Annotated in this window: 41 protein-coding genes and 4 tRNA genes; all 45 read right to left on the bottom strand. The window is 37.4% G+C overall.

The genetic code is table 11. The annotated features are described in order from the left end of the window. Positions 1–104 precede the first annotated feature (104 nt). Positions 105–1,142, bottom strand: a complete 1,038-nt coding sequence (locus ABGV42_RS00870; protein WP_347379931.1) for a hypothetical protein — start codon at positions 1,140–1,142, stop codon at positions 105–107. A 203-nt stretch (positions 1,143–1,345) separates the two neighbouring features. Then, positions 1,346–1,534, bottom strand: a complete 189-nt coding sequence (locus tag ABGV42_RS00865) for a hypothetical protein (protein WP_347379930.1) — start codon at positions 1,532–1,534, stop codon at positions 1,346–1,348. A 30-nt stretch (positions 1,535–1,564) separates the two neighbouring features. Next, complete coding sequence (locus ABGV42_RS00860) at positions 1,565–1,846, bottom strand: hypothetical protein (protein ID WP_347379929.1); 282 nt, start codon at positions 1,844–1,846, stop codon at positions 1,565–1,567. A 22-nt stretch (positions 1,847–1,868) separates the two neighbouring features. Then, positions 1,869–2,675, bottom strand: a complete 807-nt coding sequence (locus ABGV42_RS00855) for a hypothetical protein (RefSeq protein WP_347379928.1) — start codon at positions 2,673–2,675, stop codon at positions 1,869–1,871. A 66-nt stretch (positions 2,676–2,741) separates the two neighbouring features. After that, the gene (locus tag ABGV42_RS00850; protein WP_347379927.1) at positions 2,742–3,086 is read right to left on the bottom strand and encodes a hypothetical protein; all 345 of its coding nucleotides are present in this window, start codon (positions 3,084–3,086) and stop codon (positions 2,742–2,744) included. Between the two features lie 3 nt (positions 3,087–3,089). Continuing rightward, positions 3,090–3,332 carry a hypothetical protein gene (locus tag ABGV42_RS00845; RefSeq protein WP_347379926.1) on the bottom strand — a complete coding sequence of 81 codons (243 nt, stop codon included), beginning with the start codon at positions 3,330–3,332 and terminating at the stop codon, positions 3,090–3,092. Between the two features lie 91 nt (positions 3,333–3,423). After that, a complete protein-coding gene (locus tag ABGV42_RS00840) occupies positions 3,424–3,789 on the bottom strand; it encodes a YopX family protein (RefSeq protein WP_347379925.1) in 366 nt (121 codons plus the stop codon). A 14-nt stretch (positions 3,790–3,803) separates the two neighbouring features. Then, positions 3,804–4,127, bottom strand: coding sequence for a hypothetical protein (locus ABGV42_RS00835; RefSeq protein ID WP_347379924.1), 324 nt, complete (start codon positions 4,125–4,127; stop codon positions 3,804–3,806). Positions 4,128–4,222: 95 nt separating this feature from the next. Further along, positions 4,223–5,032, bottom strand: coding sequence for an ATP-grasp domain-containing protein (locus ABGV42_RS00830; protein WP_347379923.1), 810 nt, complete (start codon positions 5,030–5,032; stop codon positions 4,223–4,225). Further along, the gene (locus ABGV42_RS00825) at positions 4,998–5,675 is read right to left on the bottom strand and encodes a hypothetical protein (protein WP_347379922.1); all 678 of its coding nucleotides are present in this window, start codon (positions 5,673–5,675) and stop codon (positions 4,998–5,000) included. The genes ABGV42_RS00830 and ABGV42_RS00825 overlap by 35 nt, the downstream gene beginning before the upstream one ends. Before the next feature lie 124 nt (positions 5,676–5,799). Then, positions 5,800–6,417: a vWA domain-containing protein gene (locus ABGV42_RS00820; protein WP_347379921.1), complete on the bottom strand. Its 618-nt coding sequence runs from the start codon at positions 6,415–6,417 to the stop codon at positions 5,800–5,802. Between the two features lie 114 nt (positions 6,418–6,531). Next, a complete protein-coding gene (locus tag ABGV42_RS00815) occupies positions 6,532–7,506 on the bottom strand; it encodes a hypothetical protein (RefSeq protein WP_347379920.1) in 975 nt (324 codons plus the stop codon). A 45-nt stretch (positions 7,507–7,551) separates the two neighbouring features. Then, a complete protein-coding gene (locus ABGV42_RS00810; RefSeq protein ID WP_347379919.1) occupies positions 7,552–8,001 on the bottom strand; it encodes a GatB/YqeY domain-containing protein in 450 nt (149 codons plus the stop codon). A 26-nt stretch (positions 8,002–8,027) separates the two neighbouring features. After that, positions 8,028–8,471: a hypothetical protein gene (locus ABGV42_RS00805; protein ID WP_347379918.1), complete on the bottom strand. Its 444-nt coding sequence runs from the start codon at positions 8,469–8,471 to the stop codon at positions 8,028–8,030. Between the two features lie 92 nt (positions 8,472–8,563). Continuing rightward, positions 8,564–8,743: a hypothetical protein gene (locus ABGV42_RS00800; RefSeq protein ID WP_347379917.1), complete on the bottom strand. Its 180-nt coding sequence runs from the start codon at positions 8,741–8,743 to the stop codon at positions 8,564–8,566. A gap of 37 nt (positions 8,744–8,780) precedes the next feature. After that, positions 8,781–9,110: a hypothetical protein gene (locus ABGV42_RS00795; RefSeq protein ID WP_347379916.1), complete on the bottom strand. Its 330-nt coding sequence runs from the start codon at positions 9,108–9,110 to the stop codon at positions 8,781–8,783. Positions 9,111–9,370: 260 nt separating this feature from the next. After that, positions 9,371–9,847 carry a hypothetical protein gene (locus tag ABGV42_RS00790; RefSeq protein WP_347379915.1) on the bottom strand — a complete coding sequence of 159 codons (477 nt, stop codon included), beginning with the start codon at positions 9,845–9,847 and terminating at the stop codon, positions 9,371–9,373. A 113-nt stretch (positions 9,848–9,960) separates the two neighbouring features. Further along, positions 9,961–10,791: a YitT family protein gene (locus tag ABGV42_RS00785; RefSeq protein WP_347379914.1), complete on the bottom strand. Its 831-nt coding sequence runs from the start codon at positions 10,789–10,791 to the stop codon at positions 9,961–9,963. 331 nt (positions 10,792–11,122) lie between these two features. Further along, positions 11,123–11,770, bottom strand: coding sequence for a hypothetical protein (locus ABGV42_RS00780; RefSeq protein ID WP_347379913.1), 648 nt, complete (start codon positions 11,768–11,770; stop codon positions 11,123–11,125). Between the two features lie 175 nt (positions 11,771–11,945). Continuing rightward, on the bottom strand, positions 11,946–12,194 hold the full coding sequence (locus ABGV42_RS00775; RefSeq protein WP_347379912.1) for a hypothetical protein: 249 nt from the start codon (positions 12,192–12,194) through the stop codon (positions 11,946–11,948). Positions 12,195–12,297: 103 nt separating this feature from the next. Then, positions 12,298–13,056, bottom strand: a complete 759-nt coding sequence (locus ABGV42_RS00770; RefSeq protein ID WP_347379911.1) for an SDR family NAD(P)-dependent oxidoreductase — start codon at positions 13,054–13,056, stop codon at positions 12,298–12,300. Between the two features lie 77 nt (positions 13,057–13,133). Next, positions 13,134–14,543, bottom strand: a complete 1,410-nt coding sequence (locus tag ABGV42_RS00765) for an APC family permease (protein ID WP_347379910.1) — start codon at positions 14,541–14,543, stop codon at positions 13,134–13,136. A 312-nt stretch (positions 14,544–14,855) separates the two neighbouring features. Continuing rightward, entirely contained in the window at positions 14,856–15,059 is a 204-nt protein-coding gene (locus ABGV42_RS00760; protein WP_347379909.1) for a hypothetical protein, read from the bottom strand. A gap of 200 nt (positions 15,060–15,259) precedes the next feature. After that, entirely contained in the window at positions 15,260–15,589 is a 330-nt protein-coding gene (locus ABGV42_RS00755; RefSeq protein ID WP_347379908.1) for a hypothetical protein, read from the bottom strand. A 33-nt stretch (positions 15,590–15,622) separates the two neighbouring features. Next, positions 15,623–16,519, bottom strand: coding sequence for a hypothetical protein (locus ABGV42_RS00750; RefSeq protein WP_347379907.1), 897 nt, complete (start codon positions 16,517–16,519; stop codon positions 15,623–15,625). Positions 16,520–16,596: 77 nt separating this feature from the next. Continuing rightward, positions 16,597–17,034: a hypothetical protein gene (locus ABGV42_RS00745; protein ID WP_347379906.1), complete on the bottom strand. Its 438-nt coding sequence runs from the start codon at positions 17,032–17,034 to the stop codon at positions 16,597–16,599. Positions 17,035–17,187: 153 nt separating this feature from the next. Continuing rightward, positions 17,188–17,260, bottom strand: a tRNA-Pro gene (locus tag ABGV42_RS00740). Between the two features lie 96 nt (positions 17,261–17,356). Continuing rightward, positions 17,357–17,665, bottom strand: a complete 309-nt coding sequence (locus ABGV42_RS00735) for a hypothetical protein (protein WP_347379905.1) — start codon at positions 17,663–17,665, stop codon at positions 17,357–17,359. A 34-nt stretch (positions 17,666–17,699) separates the two neighbouring features. Beyond that, positions 17,700–18,098, bottom strand: coding sequence for a hypothetical protein (locus tag ABGV42_RS00730; protein WP_347379904.1), 399 nt, complete (start codon positions 18,096–18,098; stop codon positions 17,700–17,702). A 27-nt stretch (positions 18,099–18,125) separates the two neighbouring features. After that, positions 18,126–18,198, bottom strand: a tRNA-Glu gene (locus ABGV42_RS00725). A 7-nt stretch (positions 18,199–18,205) separates the two neighbouring features. Continuing rightward, positions 18,206–18,277: transfer RNA gene (locus ABGV42_RS00720), tRNA-Glu, on the bottom strand. A 3-nt stretch (positions 18,278–18,280) separates the two neighbouring features. Continuing rightward, a tRNA-Glu gene (locus ABGV42_RS00715) sits at positions 18,281–18,352 on the bottom strand. Between the two features lie 67 nt (positions 18,353–18,419). After that, positions 18,420–18,770, bottom strand: a complete 351-nt coding sequence (locus tag ABGV42_RS00710; protein ID WP_347379903.1) for a hypothetical protein — start codon at positions 18,768–18,770, stop codon at positions 18,420–18,422. A gap of 373 nt (positions 18,771–19,143) precedes the next feature. Continuing rightward, positions 19,144–19,635 (bottom strand): hypothetical protein, encoded by a 492-nt coding sequence (locus tag ABGV42_RS00705; protein ID WP_347379902.1) that lies wholly within the window; start codon positions 19,633–19,635, stop codon positions 19,144–19,146. 115 nt (positions 19,636–19,750) lie between these two features. Continuing rightward, positions 19,751–20,002 carry a hypothetical protein gene (locus tag ABGV42_RS00700; protein ID WP_347379901.1) on the bottom strand — a complete coding sequence of 84 codons (252 nt, stop codon included), beginning with the start codon at positions 20,000–20,002 and terminating at the stop codon, positions 19,751–19,753. 65 nt (positions 20,003–20,067) lie between these two features. Further along, entirely contained in the window at positions 20,068–20,454 is a 387-nt protein-coding gene (locus ABGV42_RS00695; protein ID WP_347379900.1) for a hypothetical protein, read from the bottom strand. Positions 20,455–21,036: 582 nt separating this feature from the next. Continuing rightward, positions 21,037–21,390, bottom strand: coding sequence for a hypothetical protein (locus ABGV42_RS00690; RefSeq protein ID WP_347379899.1), 354 nt, complete (start codon positions 21,388–21,390; stop codon positions 21,037–21,039). A gap of 47 nt (positions 21,391–21,437) precedes the next feature. After that, on the bottom strand, positions 21,438–21,650 hold the full coding sequence (locus tag ABGV42_RS00685; RefSeq protein ID WP_347379898.1) for a hypothetical protein: 213 nt from the start codon (positions 21,648–21,650) through the stop codon (positions 21,438–21,440). 41 nt (positions 21,651–21,691) lie between these two features. After that, the gene (locus tag ABGV42_RS00680; RefSeq protein ID WP_347379897.1) at positions 21,692–21,901 is read right to left on the bottom strand and encodes a hypothetical protein; all 210 of its coding nucleotides are present in this window, start codon (positions 21,899–21,901) and stop codon (positions 21,692–21,694) included. 62 nt (positions 21,902–21,963) lie between these two features. Next, positions 21,964–22,254: a hypothetical protein gene (locus ABGV42_RS00675; protein WP_347379896.1), complete on the bottom strand. Its 291-nt coding sequence runs from the start codon at positions 22,252–22,254 to the stop codon at positions 21,964–21,966. Positions 22,255–22,798: 544 nt separating this feature from the next. Beyond that, positions 22,799–23,014, bottom strand: a complete 216-nt coding sequence (locus ABGV42_RS00670) for a hypothetical protein (RefSeq protein ID WP_347379895.1) — start codon at positions 23,012–23,014, stop codon at positions 22,799–22,801. Positions 23,015–23,124: 110 nt separating this feature from the next. Then, the gene (locus ABGV42_RS00665; protein ID WP_347379894.1) at positions 23,125–23,805 is read right to left on the bottom strand and encodes a hypothetical protein; all 681 of its coding nucleotides are present in this window, start codon (positions 23,803–23,805) and stop codon (positions 23,125–23,127) included. 44 nt (positions 23,806–23,849) lie between these two features. Next, positions 23,850–24,611: a sigma-70 family RNA polymerase sigma factor gene (locus ABGV42_RS00660; protein ID WP_347379893.1), complete on the bottom strand. Its 762-nt coding sequence runs from the start codon at positions 24,609–24,611 to the stop codon at positions 23,850–23,852. 131 nt (positions 24,612–24,742) lie between these two features. Next, complete coding sequence (locus tag ABGV42_RS00655) at positions 24,743–25,327, bottom strand: hypothetical protein (protein WP_347379892.1); 585 nt, start codon at positions 25,325–25,327, stop codon at positions 24,743–24,745. Positions 25,328–25,346: 19 nt separating this feature from the next. Next, complete coding sequence (locus ABGV42_RS00650) at positions 25,347–25,937, bottom strand: hypothetical protein (protein WP_347379891.1); 591 nt, start codon at positions 25,935–25,937, stop codon at positions 25,347–25,349. Between the last annotated feature and the right edge of the window lie 190 nt (positions 25,938–26,127).

The following is a 26,127-nucleotide window of genomic DNA, read 5'->3' as shown; positions in this document are numbered from 1 at the left end:
ACCTTTTTATTATCTATTATACCATATATAGACAATTATTGCAAAGAATCGGTTGAGAAGTAAAATCCGCCACAGATCAACTTAACCTGTGGCGGAAGTGTTAACTACTCTCGGAAGTCATCGAACTCGTTAGCGGATTTCTCAATATACTGTTCGAGTTCACCCATATTCCCAGCGAAGGCTGAAGAATGTCCGAAACGATCCTTTTTGATATAGGTAAGTTTACCTTTACGATGAGGGTAAACATATTGGTAATTTGCAGTGATTTCGTTGTAACTCATCAGAATCCAAGCCAGTCGTCTCCACATGATCTTGTAGTATTGGCGCTTGCTGATATCCTCCCAAGGGGAATATTTATCAAATTCACCCTCGACATATTCCGGAATACCGATTGCTGTCCACTTATTGGATCCAATGAAACCAAATGCGACATACTCAGTAGATACGGCAACTACAGCAAATACTGAGTGATCGGCACTATCACCGGAACCTTTCTCACAAAGGAAGATTTCTTCATCTGGAAGTCGTGGCAAATCATCAACTTCTTGGATAATACCAAGAATATTGTCAAGATCAAAGTTATCACAATGAATATTCTCATCAGCATTCGTTAGCTGCATGAAATCATTGAATAACAAAGGATCTTTTGAAATAGTTTTGAAGAATTCATCATACTTATTTGTTGCCTGACAGACATGGCTGAAAGCAATTAAAGATTTCATAACTGGATCAAGTACAGTATGAACTTCTAAATCATTGGCCATAGTTGTACTAGATGATCCATAATCACCGTCACCCTCAGGACTACCACTGACCTGGAAGCTATAACCACGGAACCAATGCAGGAATCGATCCCATCGAATTTGCATAGATGGTAAAGATTCAGGATTCCATAGTTTGATAGGTACTGATAGTAAGTTAAGACTGCCTAACTCCTTGAAGAACGCTCCGTAACTGAGAGGTCCCTCTAAATCTTGGAGGACAGTTAGAATCTCAGGTAAGTTGTGTTCGAGATAAGAAAGGTCATGTTCAGCTTCATCATAAGTCCAATCTTTGTAACTTTTCCCACCGTTCTCGACATAACCCTCAACTTTCACTTTCATTAGTTCGATCGCATCCGCAATCATTTCTTCTCTAGTCATAAAGAAGTCCTCCTAAATTTTTGTAGCCCTGTGAGATTCGAACTCACATAGATAATCCTGAAGGCTCAAGTTTCAGCAATGGAGGAAAATTACCGAGAATAAAAATAACCCAAATTATCAATAAAAATCTTACTCTATTTAATATCTTAGCCTATAAAAGGATACATAAAAAGCCTAACCGATTAAGGAAAGGCTTTTATTTTTTATTTCAAGATATGATCAATGATTTCAGCAGGATAACGAGACTTAAATTCGTTGATAAAATCTTCACCCATACTGTTTAGAATAGTTTTTATTAGTAGACTGTATTCTGTAACTGCTACACTATGTGCGAGTGACTGGATACGCATGCTTACCAGTGTATCAATCTCATCCCAATTTAACGTGTACATACTCCATACCTCCTTATATTTGTATAAAGTCTACATGTAATTATGATTGACCACTATCTCACCAGAATCGAATGTTAAAACTAAATTACCTGTACTTTGCATGATACTTATGACCGACTTAAGATTTATCTCAATATTTTCCCGAGTTGTTGTCATTACAAGAGTATCATCGACATATCCTACATGTGTGATATATTCATCAAATACATCAGTACCTTCATATGTAGTAAACCTGAAATTTAATTTCTGTCTATCTGTCCACGCATTGCAAAAATAATCGTATACTGCACGTTTGTGTACGTAATTAATCATGGGACTGTCCTCCAAATATTTGTTATTTAATACCGTAATGCTGTCTGAATTCAGCTATGACGTGGAATATTAAATCATAATTAACATCCATAATCATTGCAGCAAAATCATTTGCATCACGCTCTGGCCACGTGTCAAGATATTCTTGACCTGTTAACATGTTAGATTCAGTTTCCCTATGATATTTCATTTCCTCTGGGTTATATTTATGTTGGTAAACGTGACGCAACTCGTGCAATGTGTTATGAATAATATTATACTCGACATCAGTCATATTATAGTTAAATAGATAGAGTATTATTTGGTCAGTTACATGATCATACGTACCTTTGAGACTACCGTTACGTATCATCTCAGTGAAATACGGAGTAGCTGAAATATTATTTTCGTAGTCTTCGTAAGTGTGAAATAAGCGAACAATAGTTGAAAATTCCTGTGCTAAGTCAGGTACCAATGCTAGTGCAAATTCAACCAGATGTGAGTAAGGAATAGTAGACGATTCATCATTATTGTAAACATGAACATATTGGTATCGTGGCTCAACAATCTTAAGAACTGTCTTCTGATTATTAACCAAGTACATAGTCAATGTTTTATCTTCTACAATACTTTCCGCAACTAAGTTGAACGACATTCTATAAGTAGCGGGAATTTTCTTAACACTAAAATTGATAGTTATATGTTCATTCTCAATCAAATAAGTGTCTAGTGTAAAGTCCTCACTTGCGAAGTATTCGTTATTTGCCACGTATTTACTGTCCATTATTAACTGACAAAACTGTCCCTGATGCTCATCAATGAACTTCATTATCGTTTCTATTTTATCCATAAGACACCTCCACATTAAAAAACCTACAATCCTCATTTTGTGATTGCAGGTTATTGATTGTGCTGCTTATTTGCCAACGCCTTCGATAGCTTCTTTAGCTGCATTTACTTTCTCAGAGGCACTTTTTACCTTATCCGCAGTATCTTTAGCTTTATTTACACCATCTACCACATTATCCAAGTTATCTTGGACCTTTTTAGTAGTATCTACAACCTTATCCCCGACATCAGTTACTACACCTTTAGTGTCTGTAAATGCTTTTGTGATATCTCCGCCGTTCATGAAAAGGAAGATTGCAAATACCACCAAACATGCCGAAACAATAGTACGTACAATAGTACTTGCAACTTTAATCAGAATAAATACACAAAGTACTACAACTACAACCGAGATGATAGCCGATGTTGTCATGAACTATCTCCTTTCGTAAATTACCTGAAGGAAGTCGTCACCTTCTAAGTATTTCTTGATCGCGTACTCAAATTGGGTAGTATCATCAGGAACACCGCCAGGCCATCGTAGAGTCTTCAACACAAGACTACCTTCTTGGATAGTTACTTCCTCTTGACCTGCGATAGCTACAAACTGTGTCGGTTCTCCTTTAATGTAAGTCCATATTGCAGTATTACCACGTTGTGTTACCAATGGAATTGACATTTTGACTTTCTCCAATCCGTTTATTTTATACGTATAATCTCACACCATTAATTCTATACTACTTAATTAAAAGGAGTATTTAAGGAGTTTATTACCAAGATATGGTATCTGGTGAGGTGTAAATATTGCCAATAATTTCATCGTCAAAAAAATACTTATAACAGTACCCATCTTTATACATGGCTCTGAATGACATATCAGCGAAAATTATATAGTACATATTACCTCTTTTGTCACGTAGTATATCCCCTGCGTAAACGTCCTTATATTTTATATCCCTTCCTCCAGTATACTGGCGGAGCACCACCTCGCCCGAATTACCGTCAGTCGAAAAACTGTAAGTTTTAATTGATACTCCGTTAAGTGATGCAGTTAGAGTGTTATCCTCAAAATTAATATCAATAGGCGTGAAGTGTTCCCACGTAGCTATAAGTATAGCGTCAAATTTAATTTCCAAAATGGAATCCGCCTCTATAACGAATTAGTATGCCAAATTACATGTGCACGTTCGGATGAAATAGATTGCCAAGAGGGATCAGTGAATCTTCCGTCCCTGTAGTTAAATGTAACGATATCGTAAAACTTGTTATGATTGTTCTCATAATTTTCAAGCCAAATTAATTTATGCGGATCTAAATTATATCTCGCAACAACCATATCAGCAATAGCTTCAGCCATATTAGTAACACTCGTACCGGGGTTGGATATCAATTCCGTACAAATAACTACATTCCCGTTTATCGTTATATCACAGTGTGACGTAACTCCGTTTATTCCCTGAAATTCATGAATCATTATACGTATACCTCCAATGTAAATTTTAATTTCCTCTAAATTAATTGTATTGCAAATTAAAAGAACCACCCCAGTTTAGAGTGGTTCATGTAAATCTATTCCAAGATATCAGAGAAGATTTCTCGGTACAGATCAAGAGATTGATTTTTATGTGCTTCGCTGTATTTTGTATAGTGATTCATCAGCACAGTACCATTAACTTCAAGTACTTTCGGTCCACAACTTGTCTCCATAATATCAATGGAGCAGAACTGCATCCCAATCGCTGCTGCGGCACTTACGGCAATATGCTGGATTTCAGCGGACTCAGGACTATTCAACTGAATCGGGATCGGCATTGCACCCTGAGATAAATTGTGTTTCCATGAATTAGTCCGTAACTTCGAGAAAGCGATTCTAACCTCACCGTTATATACAATACAACGTGTTTCCAACTCCGCATCGTAAAATCTGGATACACAGATTCGTTTACCACGTTTTTTCAGTACATCCAGATGAATCAGCAAACTTTCCTGATCCTCAACCAAGAATACGTTACGTCCCTGAGTACCTTCATTGTCCTTCAATACTAGTTTTCCCCAGTCCTGCAAATACTTCGTACATTCGGAGATATAATCACTATCAGGTCCAGTATCGATTTGGATATGTTCGATAGTAGGTACACCATAGTGTGACATCAATCCATAAGTAGCAGCTTTATCTTTAGCCGCCAATAGCGAAGATGAACTGTTCATGCCTAAATCGGCATTATATAGGAAAATAGATTTTCCAGTAACTTCGTTAATTATCTGGTAAATTCTATTTTCGGAGAGAATCTTAATCATAAACCCCATTGTTTGTGCAAGTTCAAGAAGAAGACTTTGGAATTTTTTAGTTGATTTGATAGTTAACTCGAGATTTGGCATTTGCTGCACGCTCCATGATCAGAATGATTGTTTGTAATGCGTCGATTAAATTGAGGAATTTTTCGGGTTGGTGAAAGGGGTCTCGGAAGTCTTTACTAATCTCAAGCTGAATTGCCTGGACATCACTGCCCAGAGTTGAAATATAGTTTGTAATTACCGAGGAACGTGTAGCCTTAAATACGCTATTCTCAGTTACAGGCGTGACCTTAAAATAGTTAAGGGCGAGGATAATATCCCCAACTAAATTGGGATCAATACTTTGTGATAGGTTAGTGCCTAAATCAACGGCGAATCCGTGAGAATTAGTAGCGCCATGTAAATCGATAACGTATTTAATATTGTGCTGAAGTGTATGATCTAGGAGAGTCTTCTTATAAATGCACTTCCTATCTCGATTAGGATCTCTTCTGCCAAGATTCAGAGAATAAATCGAATGTACGTTAAGCACATCATTGAAATACATAGCCAAAGCCCCTGTAAAACTCTCACCAGGTTTCTGGTATGATTTCTTTAAAACAGGTACTGCATGAGGAGCTGAAACAATAACCGGAATGTCACCAGTTTGGATATCGAATATCCGCTCATGTTGTTTCTTAAAATACCTGTTATAACGATAAATCTTTCTCAAAATCTCTTTTGACATTATTTCCTCCAACTTTCTTTTTACTCCAACAATCTATATTGGTAATGATCACCCAACGATTTCATTTACGCCCAATACAAAAAATCCTCCCTACAATAAGTAGAGAGGATACTATAATATCACATTAAAATTTCCAGTTTTCACCGATTGATCCTTCGTTTCGTACCATAGTCAAAGCCCGATTAATAGCTTCAGTTGCCTTGAGTACTCCTTCACTAGTAGCATCTACCCAATATGACCGATCTTTTGGGATTCCAAGTTTCCGTGCTTCCATAATAGATAGAGGTCCAACAGCAATAAGTATGAACTCCCAAGAATACTTACTTCGCTGTAATTCGATCTTACTAGCGATACTCTCGTAATCGTAGTTCTTGCTCAGTTTATCCTCGCCATCCGCGATGATAACAACTACAACTCGCTCAGGTCGCCCATTCTCCTCAATGTCTGCTAACCTACACCCGATAGAGTCTATAGTGTCGCCAATGCCGTCCAAAAGTAACGTATTTCCCATAGGGAAATAGTTATTATCATCGAAAGGTAATATAGATTCTACGTTTTCATTGTAAGTTAAATAACGTAAATTATCGCTGAACTTGACAATAGTCATGGTTGCAGAACCATTTTCATGCTTTTGCCGAGATAGTATATAGTTCAACCCATGAACTATTGGCATTTTTAGTTTGTCCATCGAACCACTTTCGTCAACAACAAGCGCAATTTCAGTAAGTCCCTTCATTGTCACGGCAAGTTCTCCTTCACATTAAACTATAAATTCCATACTAGTTAATTATTACGACTGAAACCTGTAATAATAAAAAGCAGGGGTAAAATAATCCCCCTGCTTTTTGTGATATGTTTATTTAAGTACTATGCGTCTATCGAGTCCACGAATAACGATAGATGAATCATTATTACCGATATTCTCTACTACTGCATGATTCCCCTCATAGAGAGTTACAGAAGCATCAGAACCCGCAGGATATTCGCGTGTATCTGTCACAATAGTATTAGCTGTATCGTAAACAGTTACCTTAAATGCTGCACCTTTAGAATCAACATTGAACTGTGTCATAATTCCACCGATATTTTCAACATTAACTGTATTGCCCTGCGTAAGCGCAGTGACAGTATATTTACTATCCGGAGCAACCAATTCAACTGACTTCTCAACCTTAGAAACTTTGATCCAGTGAGAGTAATACTGCAGGTTAACAACTCCGTCACCTTTGTTAGTAAATTCCGCACTTCCCATATTCGGCACAGCTACTGGAAAATAACCGTCTGATGATCCGGATGAGGTATTTTCTTTAGCATAAACACTATAGATAATCTCAGAACCGTTAGGATTGTTAATAACAACATCGATAGTATGAGATTCATCAACGGCAGTGTACTCTACACGATAAGTTTCGCCAGGTTCGATATCGACCGAACCATTTTGTTCTACATCTACAAGCGCTGTTCCGGTCTTTTGACCCTTAACATAATTGTCAGGATAATTGATGGCATAATCACCCTCACCTGTATTTGTGATCGATGAACGCCCCTCGGCATAAACCAAGAACCCAGTACCATTAGATACTTTATCGAATTTTTCGATAATGTTGCCAAATTTATCATAAGATACGATATCAACGGAGTGTCCCCGTGTTGCCGGAGTAGGCGTGAATCCCACATGGTAGTATGCAGAAGTCTGACCAGTTACGACAAACTCATAGGTTTCTCCCGGTTTAAGTACCACCTTCGCAGGATCAGCACTAGCGGAGGTGACAAACATCACCTGCATAATCAACACGACAACCAGTACATACTTGAAAATTCCTTTTCTCATGAGAAATCCCCCTATGATGTATTTATATTTAATTATTTTCAGAGACTACTTAAGATATTGATCGACAACTGCAGTTACGAGTTTACCGTCAGCTTTACCCTTAACCAAAGGGTTAAGCAATTGGCGGAAATCTTTCATATCCTTGCGTGTAAAATTGTTGTCGTTGATAATCTTAGTTACGATATCCCGAATTTCATCCTCATTAAGCTTAGCTGGCAACCACTCAGTATACAACTCGACGCGTCGTTTCAACATTTCTAATCGTGTAGCGGTATTTTCAGAAATCGATTTAGATTTTTCAATCTCATCGATAGACTCTTTAGTCATCTTCAGTTGACGATTAACAATTTCAATCATATCTTCGTCATTAGGCTCGCGCTTAAATTCAATCCGAAAATTATCGACTTCGGACAACACTTCACGTGCCGACGTAAGAACCTCTTTATCTTTACTACGAATAGCAGTGTTTCGGATCGCTCTAATCTGTTCCAACATAATTATTTCCCCATTTCAACGTAAAATTAATTTTCTTCGAGAGTTTTTAAAGCGGCTTTACATATTGCTAGAGGAGTCATTTTACTGAATAACTCGGCAATTGCCTGATAATCACGATCTGCACCATAAGTTTCAGTCTCAGTCATCGTCATTAGATTTTGCACGAAACTGTCCATAAAATATGTGCCTTTTGAAACTGCCCAGTTAATCACTTCCCAGGCGCGTCCCATTACATCAGCATATCCAGGGACTGCAAAAATTGTTAACTTGGAGTATTGTTGATTAACAGGTAAATCTAAATCATAGAATGTCCATTCACCTGGTCCAACATCGGAAATACCCATTGAAGAGGGCAGTAGCCACATTGATTGTTCGTTACTGTCTACATCATAATGGGTACCTTCGATCCATCGCCATCCCATGATCTTCTCACAGACTGACAAGTTAATTTTCCAAGTATCTTTGCTCATATTAACCCCCTAACATAGATTTATTTTATGTATCTTTATATACCACCTAATTTAATGGACATATTATAGTTATAATAAAAAGAACTACCGGCTTATGCCAGTAGTCCTCGAAGTTCTTCGACTAGATCCCAATTTTTAAATCGAGAAAGTACAGCATCCAGGATAGATTTATTACCAACGCCGTAACTACCCATCGTGGTTACGATTGTCTGCAATTCTTCTGCGTCCTGTTCACTCAAATAACGTAATCCAATCTCCTTAACACCTTCCATGTAATCACCTCCTATATGCATTTCTCAGTAATTTTCTTTATATTACACGCTCGAAATCCTGCTGAATCCGTTTATACAATCGAGGATAATAAACTTCACGTTCATAATCCATCAAAAGTCCAATTCCACAAGCCAACCGAATAAACTCGTCGTTACTTAACGGAGCACCTGTGGGTTTTCGTAAATATCCTGGTACTACATAGACTTCGTAAAATAACTCGTCAGCTATGATATTATGCTTAGCTGCTACCCGTCCTGAGTATTGTCGTCCCATAAGTTCAGCTGAACCTAATCCAGGTCGCAGATCAAATTCAAGTAATTTACCATCATGTACAAATAGAGTTATGTGCGTAAATACGCTCGACATGTTAAAACCTTCTTCCAATGTTTAATCAGATTTCTACAGTGTAGCTGTCACTATTATCAGGTGTATGTGGTATTTCCAGGTGTTTCCCACAATAAGGACAATAACTGATGAAGTAAAATCTGTCATTCATTTGATGATCGTCTGATTTTCGCAGTATCCATCCGTATTCAATAAAGAACTCAATAAATGAGTCGTTATCATAAGTTCCTCCACAGTCTTTCCACGTATGCGTATTACTCATAATTAATCTCCCCTAAATTTCAATAACTATTCGGCCGTTTAAACTCCACTATCAAGTCACTTAACTTCGGATATTCTTGACTCACAATATCGTCCGTATCAGGTATAATAAGAACAACGTTTACTTTGCGTAATGTGTGTAGAAGTGTCCTTTTTACATGACTGATATTATTCATAACATTAGACGATGCTTGTGATAAGTCAGAAATGATAAAAAATGTTCGATTGAAATTTACCTCACCTGATGTATCTATTTTCATCAGCCTATTCTTACACAAACGCGACAATCTATAAAAGAAATATTCCATTTCTTCATTGTTTGAATATAATTCACAAGGCCACATTATGCCAGCGAATTTACTGTCTTTGTTTCGTAAATCTGCATAGTGAACATCGTCACCCTGAGCGATATATTCGTTAATAATTTGCTTGAACACTACAATCTGTTTATCTTCAGCCGAAGAAAATGGAAAAATAGAATCTTGTCTGTTAAACAACCAATAACACCCCATCTACATGATAATTTCCTCTTATATTATAATATATTTTACCTTCTGTTGATCTATAAACTAAAAGGCACCCAATCAGTGTTAGATGGATGCCTTTAAAATTAAGCTATTCTTTTTCTGAAATTTCCCAGCACCTCAAGAGTTTGGGAGATGTTTACGAAGGCCGCCGGATCAGTTTTAATGATAGTATTCTTTACCTCTACCAGTTCATATCTGGTTACGACAGTCATGAGCATATCTCTTTCTTCTCCGGAATAAGCACCAGATGCATCGATTCGCGTAATTCCTCGCATATGTAACTTGAATAATGCATCGGTCATTTCAGGAATCCGCTGAGTTACAATATAAACGGTAACCTTCTCATGTTCAGTATGAATGAAGTTCAATACCTTACCAGTTACGTAAATGCATACTGCCGAAGCTAACGCGATATTCCAATCATTTCTGATATACCCGATTGCCAGTACAACCACAGCGTTTAGTGCGATAATAATGTTACCAATTGGGATATCTCGATAACGACTGATAATTGCACCGAGAATATCAAAACCACCACTCGATCCACCAGCTTTAAACGAGAAGCCTGCACCTAATCCGATCAGTATCCCTGCATATAATGCAGACAATAACGGATCACTTGCAATCATTTTAACTGGAATAAATTGTACTGCCAATGTTACTGTCGATACGGATGTCATACTGAAGATGATAAATCTTCTTCCAACAAGGAACCACCCAGCTACAAGTAAAGGTAAATTAAGTGCGAAATATACGGCACTCACTGAAAAAGGTGTAAAATATCCTGCAATCAGAGCTAATCCGGAAATACCACCACTTAACAAATGGTGAGGTACTAGAAATAAGTTCATTGCGCAACCAATAATAATTGATCCGATAATAATAGTTACTATATTGATGATGTTTTTAACCATCGTTCGACCTTCCTAAATTCAAAATTATTCATATTGGAAATGTTTAATACATTGAGGTGGGATAAAGTTAGTAGTGTAGAGTTCGGAGTTTTCTTGATGTATATTGAAATTATCGGGTAATTCGAGTTTGAGAACTACCAATACATCATCAGAGTAAGAAGGCTTCTTCTTCCATTTCTCTAGCGCAGCTGTTACTGCACCTGCAGATTTAAAGAGGAATATCACAGGTTTTCTACTTAACTTTTGTGACTTTCTACTACGTTGTGGTAGTATTCCGAGGTCTAAAATTAACTGTAAATTCTCAGCTTGTGTTACATGGTAGAAAATCATGTTATGATCCAGTTACAACTTTAAACTGCAGATTGTAGACCAGTACTTTCTTACCATCTAGTACTAGTCCTTTAGATTCCTCAAAACCAGTGTTGAAATATTCAAGCTGAGTGAATTTATAAGCTGAGATTGGTACATTATCATTTGACATAATAACTGCCAATAGTTCGTCGGAACCCTTAGTCAATTCCTCAGGAGTTTTACCTTCATTAGCCTTTAAGACATCTTCCAACGTACTATCCGCAATGATAGCTGAACTTTGTGGTTCAATTGTGATATTGTCCCCAGCATTATCCAAACTGAAACCAAGATAAGGAATAATATGACCTGCGTCGTCTTTAAAATCGCTAGATTCCTCGTCCACCTTCAAATCAACGAATGTACCGGTTGCTTCGTGTACAGATTTAGAATCAGTATCAAAAGAAGCAATAGTTACAGGTACATTCAAAAATTCATTTTTCAACAATTCAGGTTGCATTGTAAAATCATGTGATTTCTCATTAGCATGATGATCATCACTAGAAGAAGTCACACTGTTAATTGGTTGATTACTCTCAGAAGGTGCCAATTTAGATTCGGAACAGCCGACAAGTAGTAAAATTGATGTTGCCATAACCGCGAAAGGTACATAAAAGCGTTTTGATTTCATATCAATATCCTCCAGTTAAATTATATAAGTATTCTTAAAAACTACAATTGAGATTACGACGTGAACACTAGCTTAATTAAAAAGCGAAGTTTTCGATCCTATCTTCAGTTAAATTTACCCTTTAAGTAAAAAATCAACCTCCTTTGGCAGAGGTTGATTTATATATCAAATCGAATTAAATATCAGTTGAATCAGCAGGTGTGTTGAATCTCATGAAAGATTTAGTTACGTAATATACGTACCATACAGCACCTACTACATACATTCCGGCAATTACGTAATCCTGAGTAAACTGTAGAGTTATTGGAGCTTCAAGCAAATACATCGCATATGCGAGACCTGCGGTTATTGCCGATACAAACAGAATGAAAACTGAAAGCGTGAACGAATAGCTGACCCCGAAATACTTTTTGTAAGTGCTCATAAAATAAATTCCTCCAATATAGTGTATTCTTACTTTCTTCCTTATACTCCATATTGAATGCGACACCTAAGGGACAGCTATTTTATCATTACGCTAAGTAAATTTACTTGATTGCAAATCCGCCGTCAACTGCGTAATATCCACCAATACATCCAGTAGAAAGATCACTAGCCAAGAACAGCGCCATGTTAGCTACTTCTTGTGCAGTAACCGGTTTTCCTGTAGGATGGATATCATTGATGTGTTTCATAACTTCATCGATACCACCGTCAACCTTATCATGATGCTCGTCATTGAAACCAGTGTTTACCAGACCTGGTCCGATACAGTTGATTCGAATTCCGTAAGGGGCGTTATCCAAAGCATCAGCCATAGTTTGCTGACGTACCGCACCTTTTGTTCCTACATATGCATAAAGCTGTTTCTCAGCCACGAAGCTGTTGGCAGAAGCCATGTTGACAATACTGCCGTAACCCTGCTTACGCATCTGAGGAATAACCAGTTTACTCATGATAAACTGAGATTTAACGTTTACATTATAGTGAAGTTCCCAACGTTCCATAGGTGTTTCCACACTATCACCGGGAATATTGACTGCAGCGTTATTAACAACAATATCGATGCGACCGTAATCAGCGATAATTTTTTCAATAATGAGTTCCATATCACGGAAACGAGATACGTCACCTGTAAATGCTCTAGCTTTGTCTCCAAGAGATTCTGCCAGTTCATGTACTTCCGCTGAAATGTCGATCATCATAACTGTTGCTCCGTGTTCCACATAAGTTTTAGCTGTAGCGAAACCGATACCCTCAGGGTTACCAGAACCCGCGACAATTGCAATTTTATTAGTCAAATCCATTTTAAACATCCTCCCAGACGGTTTGTATAAAGTAGGTGCAGATAAATTTCTGCACCCACTAATAATTATTTATTATATTAGAGATCTGCAGCGATAGGCGGGACTTCTTTGAATTTACGCATACGTACAAGCAATACAACTACACCGATTGCCAACCAAACCAGACCAACGGTCCAAGTAGCAGAGTTGAAACCAGAGAAGATGAAGCCGATGACGCTTGCGCCGATAAGTGGAAGCAATCCGTAGTTGAGAATACCTTTGAGGCTGAAGTCTTTCTTTTTAAACAAGAAGTGCACAATTACTGCAATGTTCAAAAGGAAGTATGTAGACATAGCTCCGAAGTTTACCAAACGGGAAAGGAAATCCAAAGACAAAGTAAATGCTACAATTACAGAGAGCGTACCGATGAACAAAGTTGCATTCATTGGAGTTTGATATTTGCTGTTAACTTTGCTGAAGAATTTAGAGAATGGAAGTGCGTTGTCACGACCCATTGCGAACAATACACGAGAGATAGCGGACATTACTGGAACTGCGTTTGCAATACCTACGAAAATTACACCCAAGATGATGAATGCGTAGTACAACCAGTCTCCAGCTGCTTCACGAATTACATCGAAGTAACCCATACCAGATTCCATATCCAAGTCAGTGTAAGCAGGGTGAACAAGTGAAGCCATGTAAGCTTGTGACAAGAACAGCAATGCAATGATAATCAAACTCAACACTACACTACGTCCTACAACTTTACGTGCATTTTTAGTTTCTTCGGATTGAGTAGCAATACTGTCAAAACCGATAAAACCGAGCATACCCAGTGTTGCTGCAGAAGCAATACCAGCAAATGTAAATGTATCCGGGTTATAGAATGGAGTCAAACTGAAGTGTCCTACACCGTTTCCATCAATGATTACAAATTTGAATGCTGCAATCAGGAACAATGCAATCAAACTAAGTTGACCGAAGAAAAAGAAGTTATTGATCCAGTTAGCGATCTTACCGTTAACCGCAACAATTGTCGTAACAATAGCGGCAAAGAGGATGATCATAATCGGGGTTAGAATCGAGGCTGTATCTTCAGGAACGATAGCAGACATCCAAGTTGTCGAGAACTTAATCAACATACCTGGAATAATACTATAGTCCATAATGATCAACCAACCGGCAAGGAAACCGATCCAAGGATGCATTCCTCGTTGTACATAGGAGTAAGCAGAACCTGCTACAGGGAACTCCGAAGTCATGTGCTTGTAACTAAGTGCCGTGAATAGCATCGCAAGTGCTCCGATAACATAAACCAATGCTGACATACCAAAACTTTCAGCATGTGCGGAAGCCCAAACCTGAGTAGGTGCGATAGGCAACATACATAGCAATCCGAAACGTACCAATTGCCATGGGTTTTGGTCACGACGTAGCTGTTGCTCGTAACCAACTGAATTACTAATTGTACCTGTAGTAGATGCGTTAATTGTTGTGTCTTGCACAGTTAGTTTCCTCACTTTTTTATTTATTTAGTTTTTTGTGATACCCCTCGCTCATTTCACGTTAAACATCCCCTTTCCTTATACTCATTTAATTAAATAGACTATCTTATGATAGTTCTATTTACAATGCAACTTTCTTAAAATTGCATTCTCAAAGGATATCCTATCCTTTCACTTTTCTATAATGAAGTAGACTCTTATAGAACCGGTTTTTTAATAAAATTGCTAATTTTAGTTAAAAATAATTAGGTAAATGCACCCATTTTTATTATATAGACTTTTACATAAAAATAAACCCCGAGGGGCTTATTTTCATATTGCATATTGCTTAGTAAATACCTGCTGATTACCTACGCTGATATCGAGTTTAATGACATCAGAGTCGTAACTAGTGTACTTAAATATGTCAATCTCTATCTCACCTTGAGATAGCATCCGAGCAATAGCATCTTGCATAATCTCAGGATTTTCCAGTAAAATTCTCGCTAACTGTTCTTTAATAAACGAGTCGTCCATTATTTGCCCCCTGAATAACAGGAACCTCAAAAGTCTCATACCGAGGGTAATCGCTGTCATATTGATTTGTATTCCGATTGGCATAAAATGCGTCAAGTACAGCTTGGACATTACCATGATAAGGAACAATTGCAACAGGAGTCCGTGTGTAAACTAATCCCATACCTAAGTCTACGTTGATTTCCACAATAACGGTATTATTAGTCATAATTTACCCAGTTATCCCCGTCAAAATAAGCGACAGGTATCCCGTTAAATTTATAAGCAACTACAACTTCCTCGTTATTGACGTTCTCCAAAAATTCAAGCACACCGGTTCCAACAGGTAGCCCAAACCACTCACTCTCCAGTACACGGTAACCTTCATTCGGCATTGCGTAGTCCATAGGAATTTCCAATGAGACATGTGGATGGTAAATCTTGCGTACGAGAATACTGTTATTATCAGGGAACATCTGACTAACCCAAACAATTTCTCCTGCTGTGAAGGGTCCATTATCCTGGAACATTTTTGCATAAGTATCGAACATTGTAATCCTCCTTGTTAATTTTCAGTTGAAATACTAGATGTCTAAACCTTCGGTGTATCCTTGGGGAACAACGAAAGGAAAGTCGATTCCCTCAAATTTAACTACGTGCACACGAGAATAATCTCTATAGTTATGAGCGGCGACGTTAGATATAGTATCAATAACAAACCTTCCTACAAACAATAGATCCAACTCTTCCTTATAAGGACGCTTACTATAATCTGCTGCAACACCCAGCATTTCAAAGATAGACTCGACATCCGCTAACCAATCCAAATTATTCAACCTAAACTCAACTTTATTCGAGTTAAGTCTGATAGATTCGCTGAAATCATTGAGAGTTATTACAGTGCGCAGTGGATCTGTCATATCCTGATCCAACTTCAATGAAGTTGTTCCGAGGATGTGTTGCAAAGTCTGAGTTCCACCGTAATTCTGTTCGAAATACTGTGTAATAAATCCAGGATGATCAACAATTTTAGTCATATCGAATTTAGTATAGTCGTTATATTCGAGACGTAGCGAACTTCCAGATGACGTTAGTAAAACGCAGTCTTCATACTTATTCGAATGATATCCATAGTTGAATTTAAGATCCACGAGTATATTATCAATGAGATGTTCAGCCATACCACGTGAATATAGATGCCCAATGATACTATTCGATGTTCCCTCGATGATTTCAGAGAATTCAATAGGTGCCACAGGTGTTACGCGTATACACTGATTATCGAAGATAACTACCTCAGAAGTAATGTCCAATTCCTGCGTCATAAAACTAGAGACTGATCCACCGAGGTAATGGTGAACATCCCAGTCCGGTGGCGGTTCCTGACCAATTTTAGCTGTATAGTAAATTTCATTATCCTTATTCATAGAAGTATTACTACCACCAGGATAAATATTGAATCTATCAATAATTTTATGCAATACAAGTCAACTCCCAAATTTAATTTTCTACCCTAACTTAATTATATTGATAGCTGTTTTCCCCAGGAATAGTTACCCTATCTACTAGGGTACATATTATCTAGAGATAGAATTTCATCAGGCAGCTTAGCATACCACTCAGGTAAAGATACCTGGTGTAAATAATGATTGCATGCAAGGTATCTCTTCTGAATAAGATCCGAGTTATGATGCCGATAATTATACTTAGTGCAGGAGTATACTTTACCAAGATAGTGTAACTCTCGTGTAAATAGTCGATTAAACACTTCTACTGAAGGTTTTGTGGCGTTTTCATGATGCACAACACCATGCTGACATCCGATCAGGTATCTTATTGCTTCCTTTTCTTCTTTGATATCATCTAAATTATCTGGTCCGATATCCCAGTGCCGAAGTAACTTGGCACCATACGTGCTATCATTTGTAAATTCATTTAGTATGTTATCGAGATGATCCGAAATATTTGAGAGTGCTTGTAAATATTTAAGTCTCATTAATTAAGTCTCCTTCAGCTTTTTGTCATATTTAAAGACTGTCCAATTATCCTAATACCATTAAATCACTGTATTATAATGTTTACGAATAATTAAAGACTAAAAAACCCCACTCTAATTGGAGCATCTCCAATAGAATAGGGTTTAATATTATAGGAGTAACAGGATTTGAACCTGCGACCTCATGCTCCCAAAGCACGCGCTCTACCATCTGAGCTATACCCCTGCATTATTAAAATTATTTAGTTACTGGAGAGTAATCGATGTTATGCAGACTTTCATCAAAGTGACTTTCCCAGGTACTCTCCAATAACTTATATATTTATCTTTTCTGATGGTCAGACATAAGTGATCCAACTCGGTCCAAATGAACCAATATTTCACGTCGTAATTCTTCCATAGAATGTGTCACACCGTAATCCTTAACATCACCCTGAGGCAATAATGATATCATTAATCTCGCTTCGTCTAGGTATAATCTAGCTTCAGACAATCGCTCCTGGTATTGTCTAGCTGTATCCATTAAATTAGGGTGAATAGCCCACCAGTAAGATGCCGCATAAATATACCTTGCAATTTTATCATTAATTGCATCAACAACATGATTAAATTCTGGAGAGTAACTGCTCATATTCTACCTCCGTTCTGCAATGAGTCACAATCTCTTATACATTAATTCCGAACTGTTCATTAATAATTTGATGTACATCTGAAACTCCTTCATGCATGGCGATAAGTGAAGGCGCCTTAGGCGATCTTGAATACTTATCGTAGAATGAATTAATTCTCTCAATAAGGTATTCGTATTCTTCTTGACGATGCCCTTCGTTTTCAGATATACCTACCACGCCTCGGTTAAATAATACATCGAGCGAGGATGCAGATGCATGTTCGAAGCAAGTAACGATAAGTGAGAACTGGTCATGCGTATGCAACGGAGTATGATAATTATCGATAATGTACACCAAATCAATCGCTTCATATTCTCTTTTTGTGGATTTATATTTAGCTATAGCTTGTTCCATATAAACCATATATTCTGCAGCAGAATACGGAGTATCCATAAGTAACACCTCATACTGTTATTTTAATCAGGAGTACGGGACTCGAACCCGCGTTTTCAGCTTGAAAGGCTGATGTCTTAACCAACTTGACCAACCCCTGAGGTTTATCAGGTAGACGGGATTCGAACCCGCGATATACGATTGAAAGTCGTAGGACTTAACCGCTTGTCTACTACCTGATATGACCCCAGAGAGACTCGAACTCTCTACTCCAACTTGAAAGGTTGGCGACTTAACCCATTGTCGATGGGGCCGTGTATGAAATTAATGTATAGTTGTATTTCTCCTCAATACCCTCCATAAGGGCCACCACCTTCAAGTTTAAGTAAACTGATTTGTTAAAATTGATCTAATCAAAGCTACCGGTGTTTCTTGACTGTTTACCATAAATATACCTTTTTTAATGTTGTCAGATGTTATTCCAACGATGTCTTTATAGCAGATTAACTGATCGAACCAAAGCACTGAGTAAATTTCGTCGATTCCTTCGGTTAATTCGAGAATAAAATCGTCGATCCCATAATCGAACAGTATTTTGCTATATTTATTATCGAAAGGCACAAGAATATAGAAATCTCTGTCATCTGAAAGTAACCACTTAACGGGAGTTTCAGTGTAAATTCCGTATGCTTCCGCAATATGGTCTATAGGTATTAAATAATTGATATCCAATTTATGCATCCCCCATATTAAAAATGAAGTATAAAATTAATAGCTTTCTCAGGTAATACCTCTCCATCGACGATTAGTATACCTTTAAGCAAACTTTCCTGTGTTATGCAAGGAATATCTCCGTCATATACTATATGCTCGATATCCAGTATAGACATTACTTCGAAACCTTCAGCGGAGAATTGGAAATCGTATTTTCCAGTTTCCCTATTAAAAGTACTCCGTGTTAACGTGCTCTCCTTACGAATAAGACAATAAAAGTCCTCATTTTCAGATAACACCCAATTGTACTTTTTATACTTACAGATGTAAAAGTAGTTTTCAATCTTACGTAGTGTTACCAGATTTCCATTTTCCATGATATTCACCTCACTTAATAATCGACTTCAATAGTTTTAGTAGTGGTAGTTAAATAATTTTCATACAGCCAGTTTCTATAATGCTGCTCAATATACTGTCCAGGCTGATGATACCTATCATAGGAGTATTCACGTTCTTTCTTTCCAATTTCTTCACGTAAATTCTCAAACTTATCCCGCATGAATTCAAGATTGTGACCCTCATTAAGTACACGCTGTTCATCCAAAACAAAAATTGTAATTGTCTTAGTCGGCTGAGGAATTACAAGTTCCCCATAAGAATAATCAGTGATTTCTGATCCGTTCCAATCACCATCTTGGTAAGTAAACGATACCTCTTTGCCTTGCCACTGAAATACACCATGACCACTAGAGTTAATCCGATCAGAATAACGACGAGAGAAGATTGTTATGTAATCGTCAGATTGGTCTCCGTAAATATTGTAAAATATATCTTCAAATACTTTTTGTCCAAATTCTTCGATAAATTCGTCGCGTACTTCCATAAATGAACCTCCTATTATATCATTAATTTATTCAGTTATATCCTGTCCCTACCTAGTTTGCTAGATAGAAATTGGATAAATTAAAACATATAATAGAAAGTCCATCTTAGTATCGCTAAATCTGGTCGTACATATGAACTTCGGAACTTACAGCATTCATATACACATTGTTACCATCAATATGATAAATTTCAAAATCAATGTCTCCGAAATAAACTACATCGAAAGTTCCGATCAGATTCCAATTATAGTCATGGAGTCTCTCATTAATTCTGATGCACGTATCCTGATCAGGTACAGGTACCTCTTTAAAAATGATATCAAACACGAGATTAGGATAGTTGTTGATTTGAAACGTGACATTCATATATTTCCCTCCTTTATTTTTAATCCAAAAGAATTAAAAATGACAACTATAGAGGGATAATTGGATCAAAGTACAATATTGACTAAGCAAACTGCAGCTGAAAATATTTCGTCATTTAAACTGCCGCTAACATGATAAGAATCACTATAGAAGGGATACTGACCATTGAAAGCAGAAAAGAATATTAAATCCTCATGACCTAAACGTGAAGAACTGATAACAGCAGAATGTGTCATGTCTTTCAAAGTTAGCTTAAATAGCCCGGTAGATACCAATTGTATTTCGCTATCACTAGCCGGAATATTCTCATATCGATATCTTAAAAGATTCTCACCGTTGTACTCTAAATGATTATCACTGAACCATCTACGGAGTCCTGCTTTCTCATGCACGTAAACAGGCGTCTCTTCGATGAATATCAGGTAAGGTTGTTTATATCCAGTCTCACTCATTATATACCTCCAATGAATTGTTTATAATGCTCAACCTTAATCCATCGGACGTTAAACTGACAACTAAGAGGATCCTTATAAGATATTGTATTTCTTTCCTTATTTGGTATCATCTTCCTTACACTTATATCTTATCATCCTTACACCTTTAAGTCAACAACTATTTTCGACTTTTTATTTATTTTGCGACAGTTTATGACATCACTTAAGAAGACCGCGATATTCGCAGTTTTTTCGTAAAATACTTTTTATTTTGATCTCAGGACCCGGTTCCATACCGATCACCACCTATAATCGAAATTTGCAAATAAAAAACCGCCCCTCATTACGAGGGACGGTCGTTAGTTCCTATATAATCCAAGGAAATACGTCATGTCATTCGTTTATGATTAATATTAAACGTATTCAACTTAAGTTCACGAGAAAAACGCTCAGTCGGAAGGGATTCCGGAGCGTTAAATTCGGGACGTTCAGTTGTGATAGCGTTAATATTAATATATGTAGACATATCCGTTACTCCTTTTAGCTATAATTTTACTTCCTTATTATACCACAGATGGTACAATAAATCAAACCAAGTTGCTACAGCAATATCACGTGTACCTGGATGAACTCGTGAAAGTTTTCAAGAAATCTTTCGAGATCAACAGGTTGCATAGTTAAAACCTCAGTGTACCCGTGACCAACACCTTTAGTATACGCGTAATGGTGTGCTATATCCAATGCCACACTGTCAGGCTCGTATGTGAGTGCAACACCAGGTGCACTCCAACTATCGCCCCAAAACTCAAAAAACTGAGGTAGATGTTCACCTTTTCTGAAGTAATCAACTATGTTTTCAACGATGTCAAGTAATACAATTTTGTCGAAATGCTCAGAGATTGATATATCCTCTACAGCAGTTATCATTGAATCACGAATCACATCAATATGCATAAGGTTTACCCTCCGTGTATAATAGATATTAAATGTATGGATTTTTCTTATTCGTATTCGAGATCCAAGAATCCGTTATATACGTCTTCAGCAACTATCTGCCCGTCAGCAGTGACGATAATGTGTGCCGCGTCTTCGCCATAAACTTCGCTCTCAAGCAGGAATACCTTTACACCTCTATAATTGGAACGATCAATAACGTACCATGTGCCCACATGACCATTAATAGCGATACCAGAACTTTCGGATCCAATATTCATAATTAACCTCCTAATTTTTATTGTTGTATATCAAAGTGCGTCTATTTCGTGACTTGAAAGCAGAAACCGTCTTCATCAATCTCGAACTCGATAGTTTTTCCATTGTCAAGCCTAACAATAAGTGTATCTTCATCTTCAGAGTCGCCAGTAGCAGTTCCATATACATAGTTTCCATAGGAGTCGATGAACTGAACCCTATCGCCTGGTCGTATATACTGATGATTTTCATCAAAACAAATGTAATCTCTCATTAAATGACTACCTCCCATATTACATGTAAACTACTAAAGACCACGCCGTTTCAGCGAGGTCTTTATGAATTAAATGCAATTTTAACCTGTTCCCGATAATATTTAATCCATTCTTTGACATCTGCAATTGTCATAGCTGGTGTTCTTTTAACCTCGACAATAATATCGCTATACTCGCCAGTACTTTCATCAGGACACCCACTCCATATAACACCTTCGATAGATTTAATCTTATCCCAGGCACTGTAAAACTCCTGCTCGTCTTTACATACTAGACGTAGGTATCCTGCACGATATTCTTCTCGTCCCGTATAAGGATCATCTTCGCGTAGTTCTTCGTACGTAAGTCTCATTTAATTTCCTCCTAATCAGCTAATAGGGTATAGAGGATACAACAGATGAATTAGCTGAGGATCTTTAATTTTATCGATATCAATTCCAAGGAGAGTTCGAAGTATAGCCTTGGTATGCATCATAGCTTCGACGATAGGACGTGTCTCATATGTCCATCTTTGATTATGTGAAGGTACAAAGTCCTTCCCGGTTCCTTCGCTGAGAATCTGCATATATGAGGGATTTAACCCTAACTCAGGAATGATCTTCCTGAAAATATCCGCACACTCGACAACGGTATCCTGAACGAGATAGATATGAAAACTGTTACTGTAAAATCTATTAAAATAATACACTTCACGTTGATCAAGTTCAGTATAAATTTCGACTAATCTATCACGAAACTCAGGAAAATTTTTGCGAAAGTTCCCAATATACTCAGGTAGTTTATCCTTTCGGTACCCAAAAGTTTCGAAACGCTGAGATAAATGAGTATCACCTACACATACATTCCTACGCATATGTACATTCCCCACTTTCACTAAATTTACCTTAACTACCATATTAATTTAAAGGATTCTGTATAGAGGCATTTAAACTACCTTTGATAGCTTCCTGATTATAAATGTCAATCCATCTTTCGGCATTGACGCTGTCCGACATCGCGACAAGATCAAAAAATACACTAGCACTTTTACCGTCAAGGCTTCTAACAAAATTGGTCATCGTATTAGGATTACTTGCCGTCTTTAAAAATTCGAATACACCTGCATATAACATTACGAACCTCCGTAATTGCTCAACTATATCTGTTTTATCCTACCTGTTATACTTCAGTAGATGTATTAAAGAAATAAAAAAGTCCCTCCATAGGAGGAACTATTTTGAATTTAAGCTTTAATGATATTATATCTTTCCACAGCACTCAGAGGTAGTTCACCAATCAAGTTTCGATTACGATATTTGATATATGTTATATATGGCTTAGAGTTGAATTTTTCAATAACATCATCAAACCTGGAAAGTGGTTCGTTCTTCTTATCATCGAATATAGCACATTCTTTAAGGATAGTTCCACAGTTTAAGTAAATATCGACCAACATAATCGTATTTTTACTTAAATCCCGATGCTTAGGAAATTCTGTACGTTTTTCCGTTACAGGTTTGTCCTCAACTACCGGAGGTGTTTCACTTACACCTGCAACTGGCTCTTTTACTTCGTTAATTACAGGTTCTTTCTTAGGTTCACCGGTATCTATAGTTTCCACTATACCAGACTTGCCCTTGTCACGTTTGACAGGTATGATTTTAGGTATTCCTAAGTGATTAAGCTGCTTAGGCTCACGCTTGTTCTTCCAATTTGTCTTGTATGTCCGTAAAGTCGAGACACGTAGTCCAAATTCTTCAGCGATGTCTTTAATATCAATACCTTCGTCAAATGCTGCGTAAATTCTTTCCATCTTAGAGCTTTTATCTGTGTCACTGTTTTCATCAGACGTAGATGATTCTTCACTTTCAGTCCCAGTCTTGTCTAAGTCAGATAACTCGTTACCAGTTTCATTATTCTCCAAGTGGCATTCTCCTTAAATCAGATTTATGTATAGTGAATACTCCCTTAAAACCCTTTACCTTCGAGACGAGTCTTAAGAAGGAGTAGAGTTTTATTCTTTACTCGGCAGATATGCATTTGACTGTATCCCGTTATCTCCGCAATTTCTCTCTGAGTCTTATTCTCAAAATAAGTAAGAACTATAACCTGTTTCTCGAGCGGTTTCAAACTCGCGATAGCATCATAGAGATCGAAATCAGCATACTCGTCGTAAACTCCAGGGATCATGTCCGCAAGTGTAGCAGTTTCTCGTTCACTGCTAGCCATAACCCTGTCTAAATGGTCCGGACTATTTAAACTTGAGGCTGTTATGTAGTCGTTGTAATCAATCCCAGTGATATCAGAAACTTCCTGAAAAGAAACGTCACGATTAAATTGCTTACACGCTTCTTCATAAGCTACCCCAAACTTATTTAGTGCATTTATCTGTGGTCGGCTAAGTCTTACTAACCTTGCAGTGTCCCGATTATAATTCAACAACTTGAATTTAATGTTACTATAAGAATAAGCCATCAAACGGTTACCAGAATCCGGATCGAAATTGATAATAGTTTCGTAAAATGTTAAAAGTGCAATCTGCATTTTATCGTTGTAGTCTGTACCGTGTAAAGTTCTTACACTTTTGCAGACTTTAGTTATAGATCCGATATGAGCCTTAACCAGCTTATTAAATGCGTCGTCATCACCGGATTTTACTTTGTAAATTAAATCAAGTTCATCTTCAGTTGTTATCCGATCTTTAGTAGGTCTTTCTGCCACGCTAATCATACAACACCTTCTATCATATCATATTTTCATTCCTTTTTCAATCTTCTTAACTTAATCATAGCGATTATTTTATGATTTAAAAAGACCCTCACAGAACAATACGTTCAATGAGGGTCTTTTATTGATACAATTTAGGACTTAATTGGATGTTCCATTGAGAAGTCGCTCACATCTATTATTTTGTACCCGAATCTTTGAGCCAAACTCAGTTCCATACAGTAGAGTTTACTTTTATTGGCCACAACATACACGGTGTTCTCACGGAAGAAGTGATCCCATAGAGTGTCATCTTCGTCACATCTTCTACAACTTGCAGATTGCCTGACATCAAGCTGTCCCAGGAATTTGAAGAGTTCAACACTCTCATTCTTTGTGCGACAGTGTATTGCATACTTAGCCGAAAGCGTATCAAATGATATAGTATCCTCAAGGGATTCAATCTCAATAAATAGCTGATCCTTAGGAATGTCCACATATCTGACAACCTCTATCTCTTGCTTCAATATCTCAGCGTCGTAAAATGAGAGTCCACCTGTGATTAACGAGTATGCAGTCTTTTCCTTGTACTGATAATCCCAGTTTGTCTCGGTTAATGGATCACCTGTCCGCCAAATAATACCTTTATGTACAAGCCATCTAAACAATTCGATGGCCTCATCTTCAGTTTCACATTGGATAGCTAACTTCCTATTAAGGAACATTTCTATTTCTGTCATGTCGTTTAGCCCCTTCAACTTAGTGAAATACGTGATCTGAAATCTTTTTTAGAATAGTATTTTGTTCTTCTTCAGTTAAATCACAATTAAAAGGTGCTTTCATAACAATCATGTCTTTTACGACAAATGGCATATTTCCATGAGGGATTCGAACACTCAAAGTTGCCCACCTTTGACTTCCACGGAGTGCTTTAATAAATGCAGGGTAAAATTTATCCTCAAATGCAGTTTCTGTTAGCTTCCAAATTAGTGGAGTCTTTATCTTTGCATCTACAGCTAATACCTGGTACTGTATACGTGGTCGAGATACAGGAAGTTTATTGGCACGTACATGATATTCGTTCTCCATTTCGGTCTCTCCAACACCAGGTCCGGCCTCTAATTTCCATTCGTCCAACTCTTTGACAAGATTGTCGTAATCGTCATAAGCTGTCTTACATAGAACACAACCGTAACCTGTACACTCTTCGGTAACTCTATAATCTTTATCAGGTCGTACAACCGAGTGCAATGTATACTTTTTATAGATAAATCCTTTACCTGTATCAGGTAAAATTAATTCACGTGTTGTACCCGGAACTGCTCGGAAGTAAGGTAATTGATTACTCATATTGTTGTAACCCCTTTATAATTTTATGTGGCAACTATCAAGATTCAACTTTAATTTTTGCGAGAACCATCTTTGTGTTATACCCGTAGCGCTTGCCCCACTTTTTATGTAATCTCTTTTTACGATGTGCTCTGTTGTTAGTCACCTGAGCTACGTTTACATATTTGTAACGTACCGGAGTATCCCCACT

Origin of the sequence: Paenibacillus pabuli (genome assembly GCF_039831995.1) — a bacterium.
In the GTDB taxonomy this organism is placed as follows: Bacteria; Bacillota; Bacilli; order Paenibacillales; family Paenibacillaceae; genus Paenibacillus; species Paenibacillus pabuli_C.
This window is presented reverse-complemented; position numbering and strand designations above follow the sequence as displayed.

Coding starts and splice junctions, on each gene's coding strand:
- ABGV42_RS00870 (WP_347379931.1), bottom strand. CDS start 1,142: ATGACTAGAGAAGAAATGATTGCGGATGCGATCGAACTAATGAAAGTG.
- ABGV42_RS00865 (WP_347379930.1), bottom strand. CDS start 1,534: ATGTACACGTTAAATTGGGATGAGATTGATACACTGGTAAGCATGCGT.
- ABGV42_RS00860 (WP_347379929.1), bottom strand. CDS start 1,846: ATGATTAATTACGTACACAAACGTGCAGTATACGATTATTTTTGCAAT.
- ABGV42_RS00855 (WP_347379928.1), bottom strand. CDS start 2,675: ATGGATAAAATAGAAACGATAATGAAGTTCATTGATGAGCATCAGGGA.
- ABGV42_RS00850 (WP_347379927.1), bottom strand. CDS start 3,086: ATGACAACATCGGCTATCATCTCGGTTGTAGTTGTAGTACTTTGTGTA.
- ABGV42_RS00845 (WP_347379926.1), bottom strand. CDS start 3,332: ATGTCAATTCCATTGGTAACACAACGTGGTAATACTGCAATATGGACT.
- ABGV42_RS00835 (WP_347379924.1), bottom strand. CDS start 4,127: ATGATTCATGAATTTCAGGGAATAAACGGAGTTACGTCACACTGTGAT.
- ABGV42_RS00830 (WP_347379923.1), bottom strand. CDS start 5,032: ATGCCAAATCTCGAGTTAACTATCAAATCAACTAAAAAATTCCAAAGT.
- ABGV42_RS00825 (WP_347379922.1), bottom strand. CDS start 5,675: ATGTCAAAAGAGATTTTGAGAAAGATTTATCGTTATAACAGGTATTTT.
- ABGV42_RS00815 (WP_347379920.1), bottom strand. CDS start 7,506: ATGAGAAAAGGAATTTTCAAGTATGTACTGGTTGTCGTGTTGATTATG.
- ABGV42_RS00810 (WP_347379919.1), bottom strand. CDS start 8,001: ATGTTGGAACAGATTAGAGCGATCCGAAACACTGCTATTCGTAGTAAA.
- ABGV42_RS00805 (WP_347379918.1), bottom strand. CDS start 8,471: ATGAGCAAAGATACTTGGAAAATTAACTTGTCAGTCTGTGAGAAGATC.
- ABGV42_RS00800 (WP_347379917.1), bottom strand. CDS start 8,743: ATGGAAGGTGTTAAGGAGATTGGATTACGTTATTTGAGTGAACAGGAC.
- ABGV42_RS00795 (WP_347379916.1), bottom strand. CDS start 9,110: ATGTCGAGCGTATTTACGCACATAACTCTATTTGTACATGATGGTAAA.
- ABGV42_RS00785 (WP_347379914.1), bottom strand. CDS start 10,791: ATGGTTAAAAACATCATCAATATAGTAACTATTATTATCGGATCAATT.
- ABGV42_RS00780 (WP_347379913.1), bottom strand. CDS start 11,770: ATGAAATCAAAACGCTTTTATGTACCTTTCGCGGTTATGGCAACATCA.
- ABGV42_RS00775 (WP_347379912.1), bottom strand. CDS start 12,194: ATGAGCACTTACAAAAAGTATTTCGGGGTCAGCTATTCGTTCACGCTT.
- ABGV42_RS00770 (WP_347379911.1), bottom strand. CDS start 13,056: ATGGATTTGACTAATAAAATTGCAATTGTCGCGGGTTCTGGTAACCCT.
- ABGV42_RS00760 (WP_347379909.1), bottom strand. CDS start 15,059: ATGGACGACTCGTTTATTAAAGAACAGTTAGCGAGAATTTTACTGGAA.
- ABGV42_RS00755 (WP_347379908.1), bottom strand. CDS start 15,589: ATGTTCGATACTTATGCAAAAATGTTCCAGGATAATGGACCCTTCACA.
- ABGV42_RS00745 (WP_347379906.1), bottom strand. CDS start 17,034: ATGAGACTTAAATATTTACAAGCACTCTCAAATATTTCGGATCATCTC.
- ABGV42_RS00735 (WP_347379905.1), bottom strand. CDS start 17,665: ATGAGCAGTTACTCTCCAGAATTTAATCATGTTGTTGATGCAATTAAT.
- ABGV42_RS00730 (WP_347379904.1), bottom strand. CDS start 18,098: ATGGATACTCCGTATTCTGCTGCAGAATATATGGTTTATATGGAACAA.
- ABGV42_RS00705 (WP_347379902.1), bottom strand. CDS start 19,635: ATGGAAGTACGCGACGAATTTATCGAAGAATTTGGACAAAAAGTATTT.
- ABGV42_RS00700 (WP_347379901.1), bottom strand. CDS start 20,002: ATGAATGTCACGTTTCAAATCAACAACTATCCTAATCTCGTGTTTGAT.
- ABGV42_RS00695 (WP_347379900.1), bottom strand. CDS start 20,454: ATGAGTGAGACTGGATATAAACAACCTTACCTGATATTCATCGAAGAG.
- ABGV42_RS00690 (WP_347379899.1), bottom strand. CDS start 21,390: ATGCATATTGATGTGATTCGTGATTCAATGATAACTGCTGTAGAGGAT.
- ABGV42_RS00685 (WP_347379898.1), bottom strand. CDS start 21,650: ATGAATATTGGATCCGAAAGTTCTGGTATCGCTATTAATGGTCATGTG.
- ABGV42_RS00680 (WP_347379897.1), bottom strand. CDS start 21,901: ATGAGAGATTACATTTGTTTTGATGAAAATCATCAGTATATACGACCA.
- ABGV42_RS00675 (WP_347379896.1), bottom strand. CDS start 22,254: ATGAGACTTACGTACGAAGAACTACGCGAAGATGATCCTTATACGGGA.
- ABGV42_RS00670 (WP_347379895.1), bottom strand. CDS start 23,014: ATGTTATATGCAGGTGTATTCGAATTTTTAAAGACGGCAAGTAATCCT.
- ABGV42_RS00660 (WP_347379893.1), bottom strand. CDS start 24,611: ATGATTAGCGTGGCAGAAAGACCTACTAAAGATCGGATAACAACTGAA.
- ABGV42_RS00655 (WP_347379892.1), bottom strand. CDS start 25,327: ATGACAGAAATAGAAATGTTCCTTAATAGGAAGTTAGCTATCCAATGT.
- ABGV42_RS00650 (WP_347379891.1), bottom strand. CDS start 25,937: ATGAGTAATCAATTACCTTACTTCCGAGCAGTTCCGGGTACAACACGT.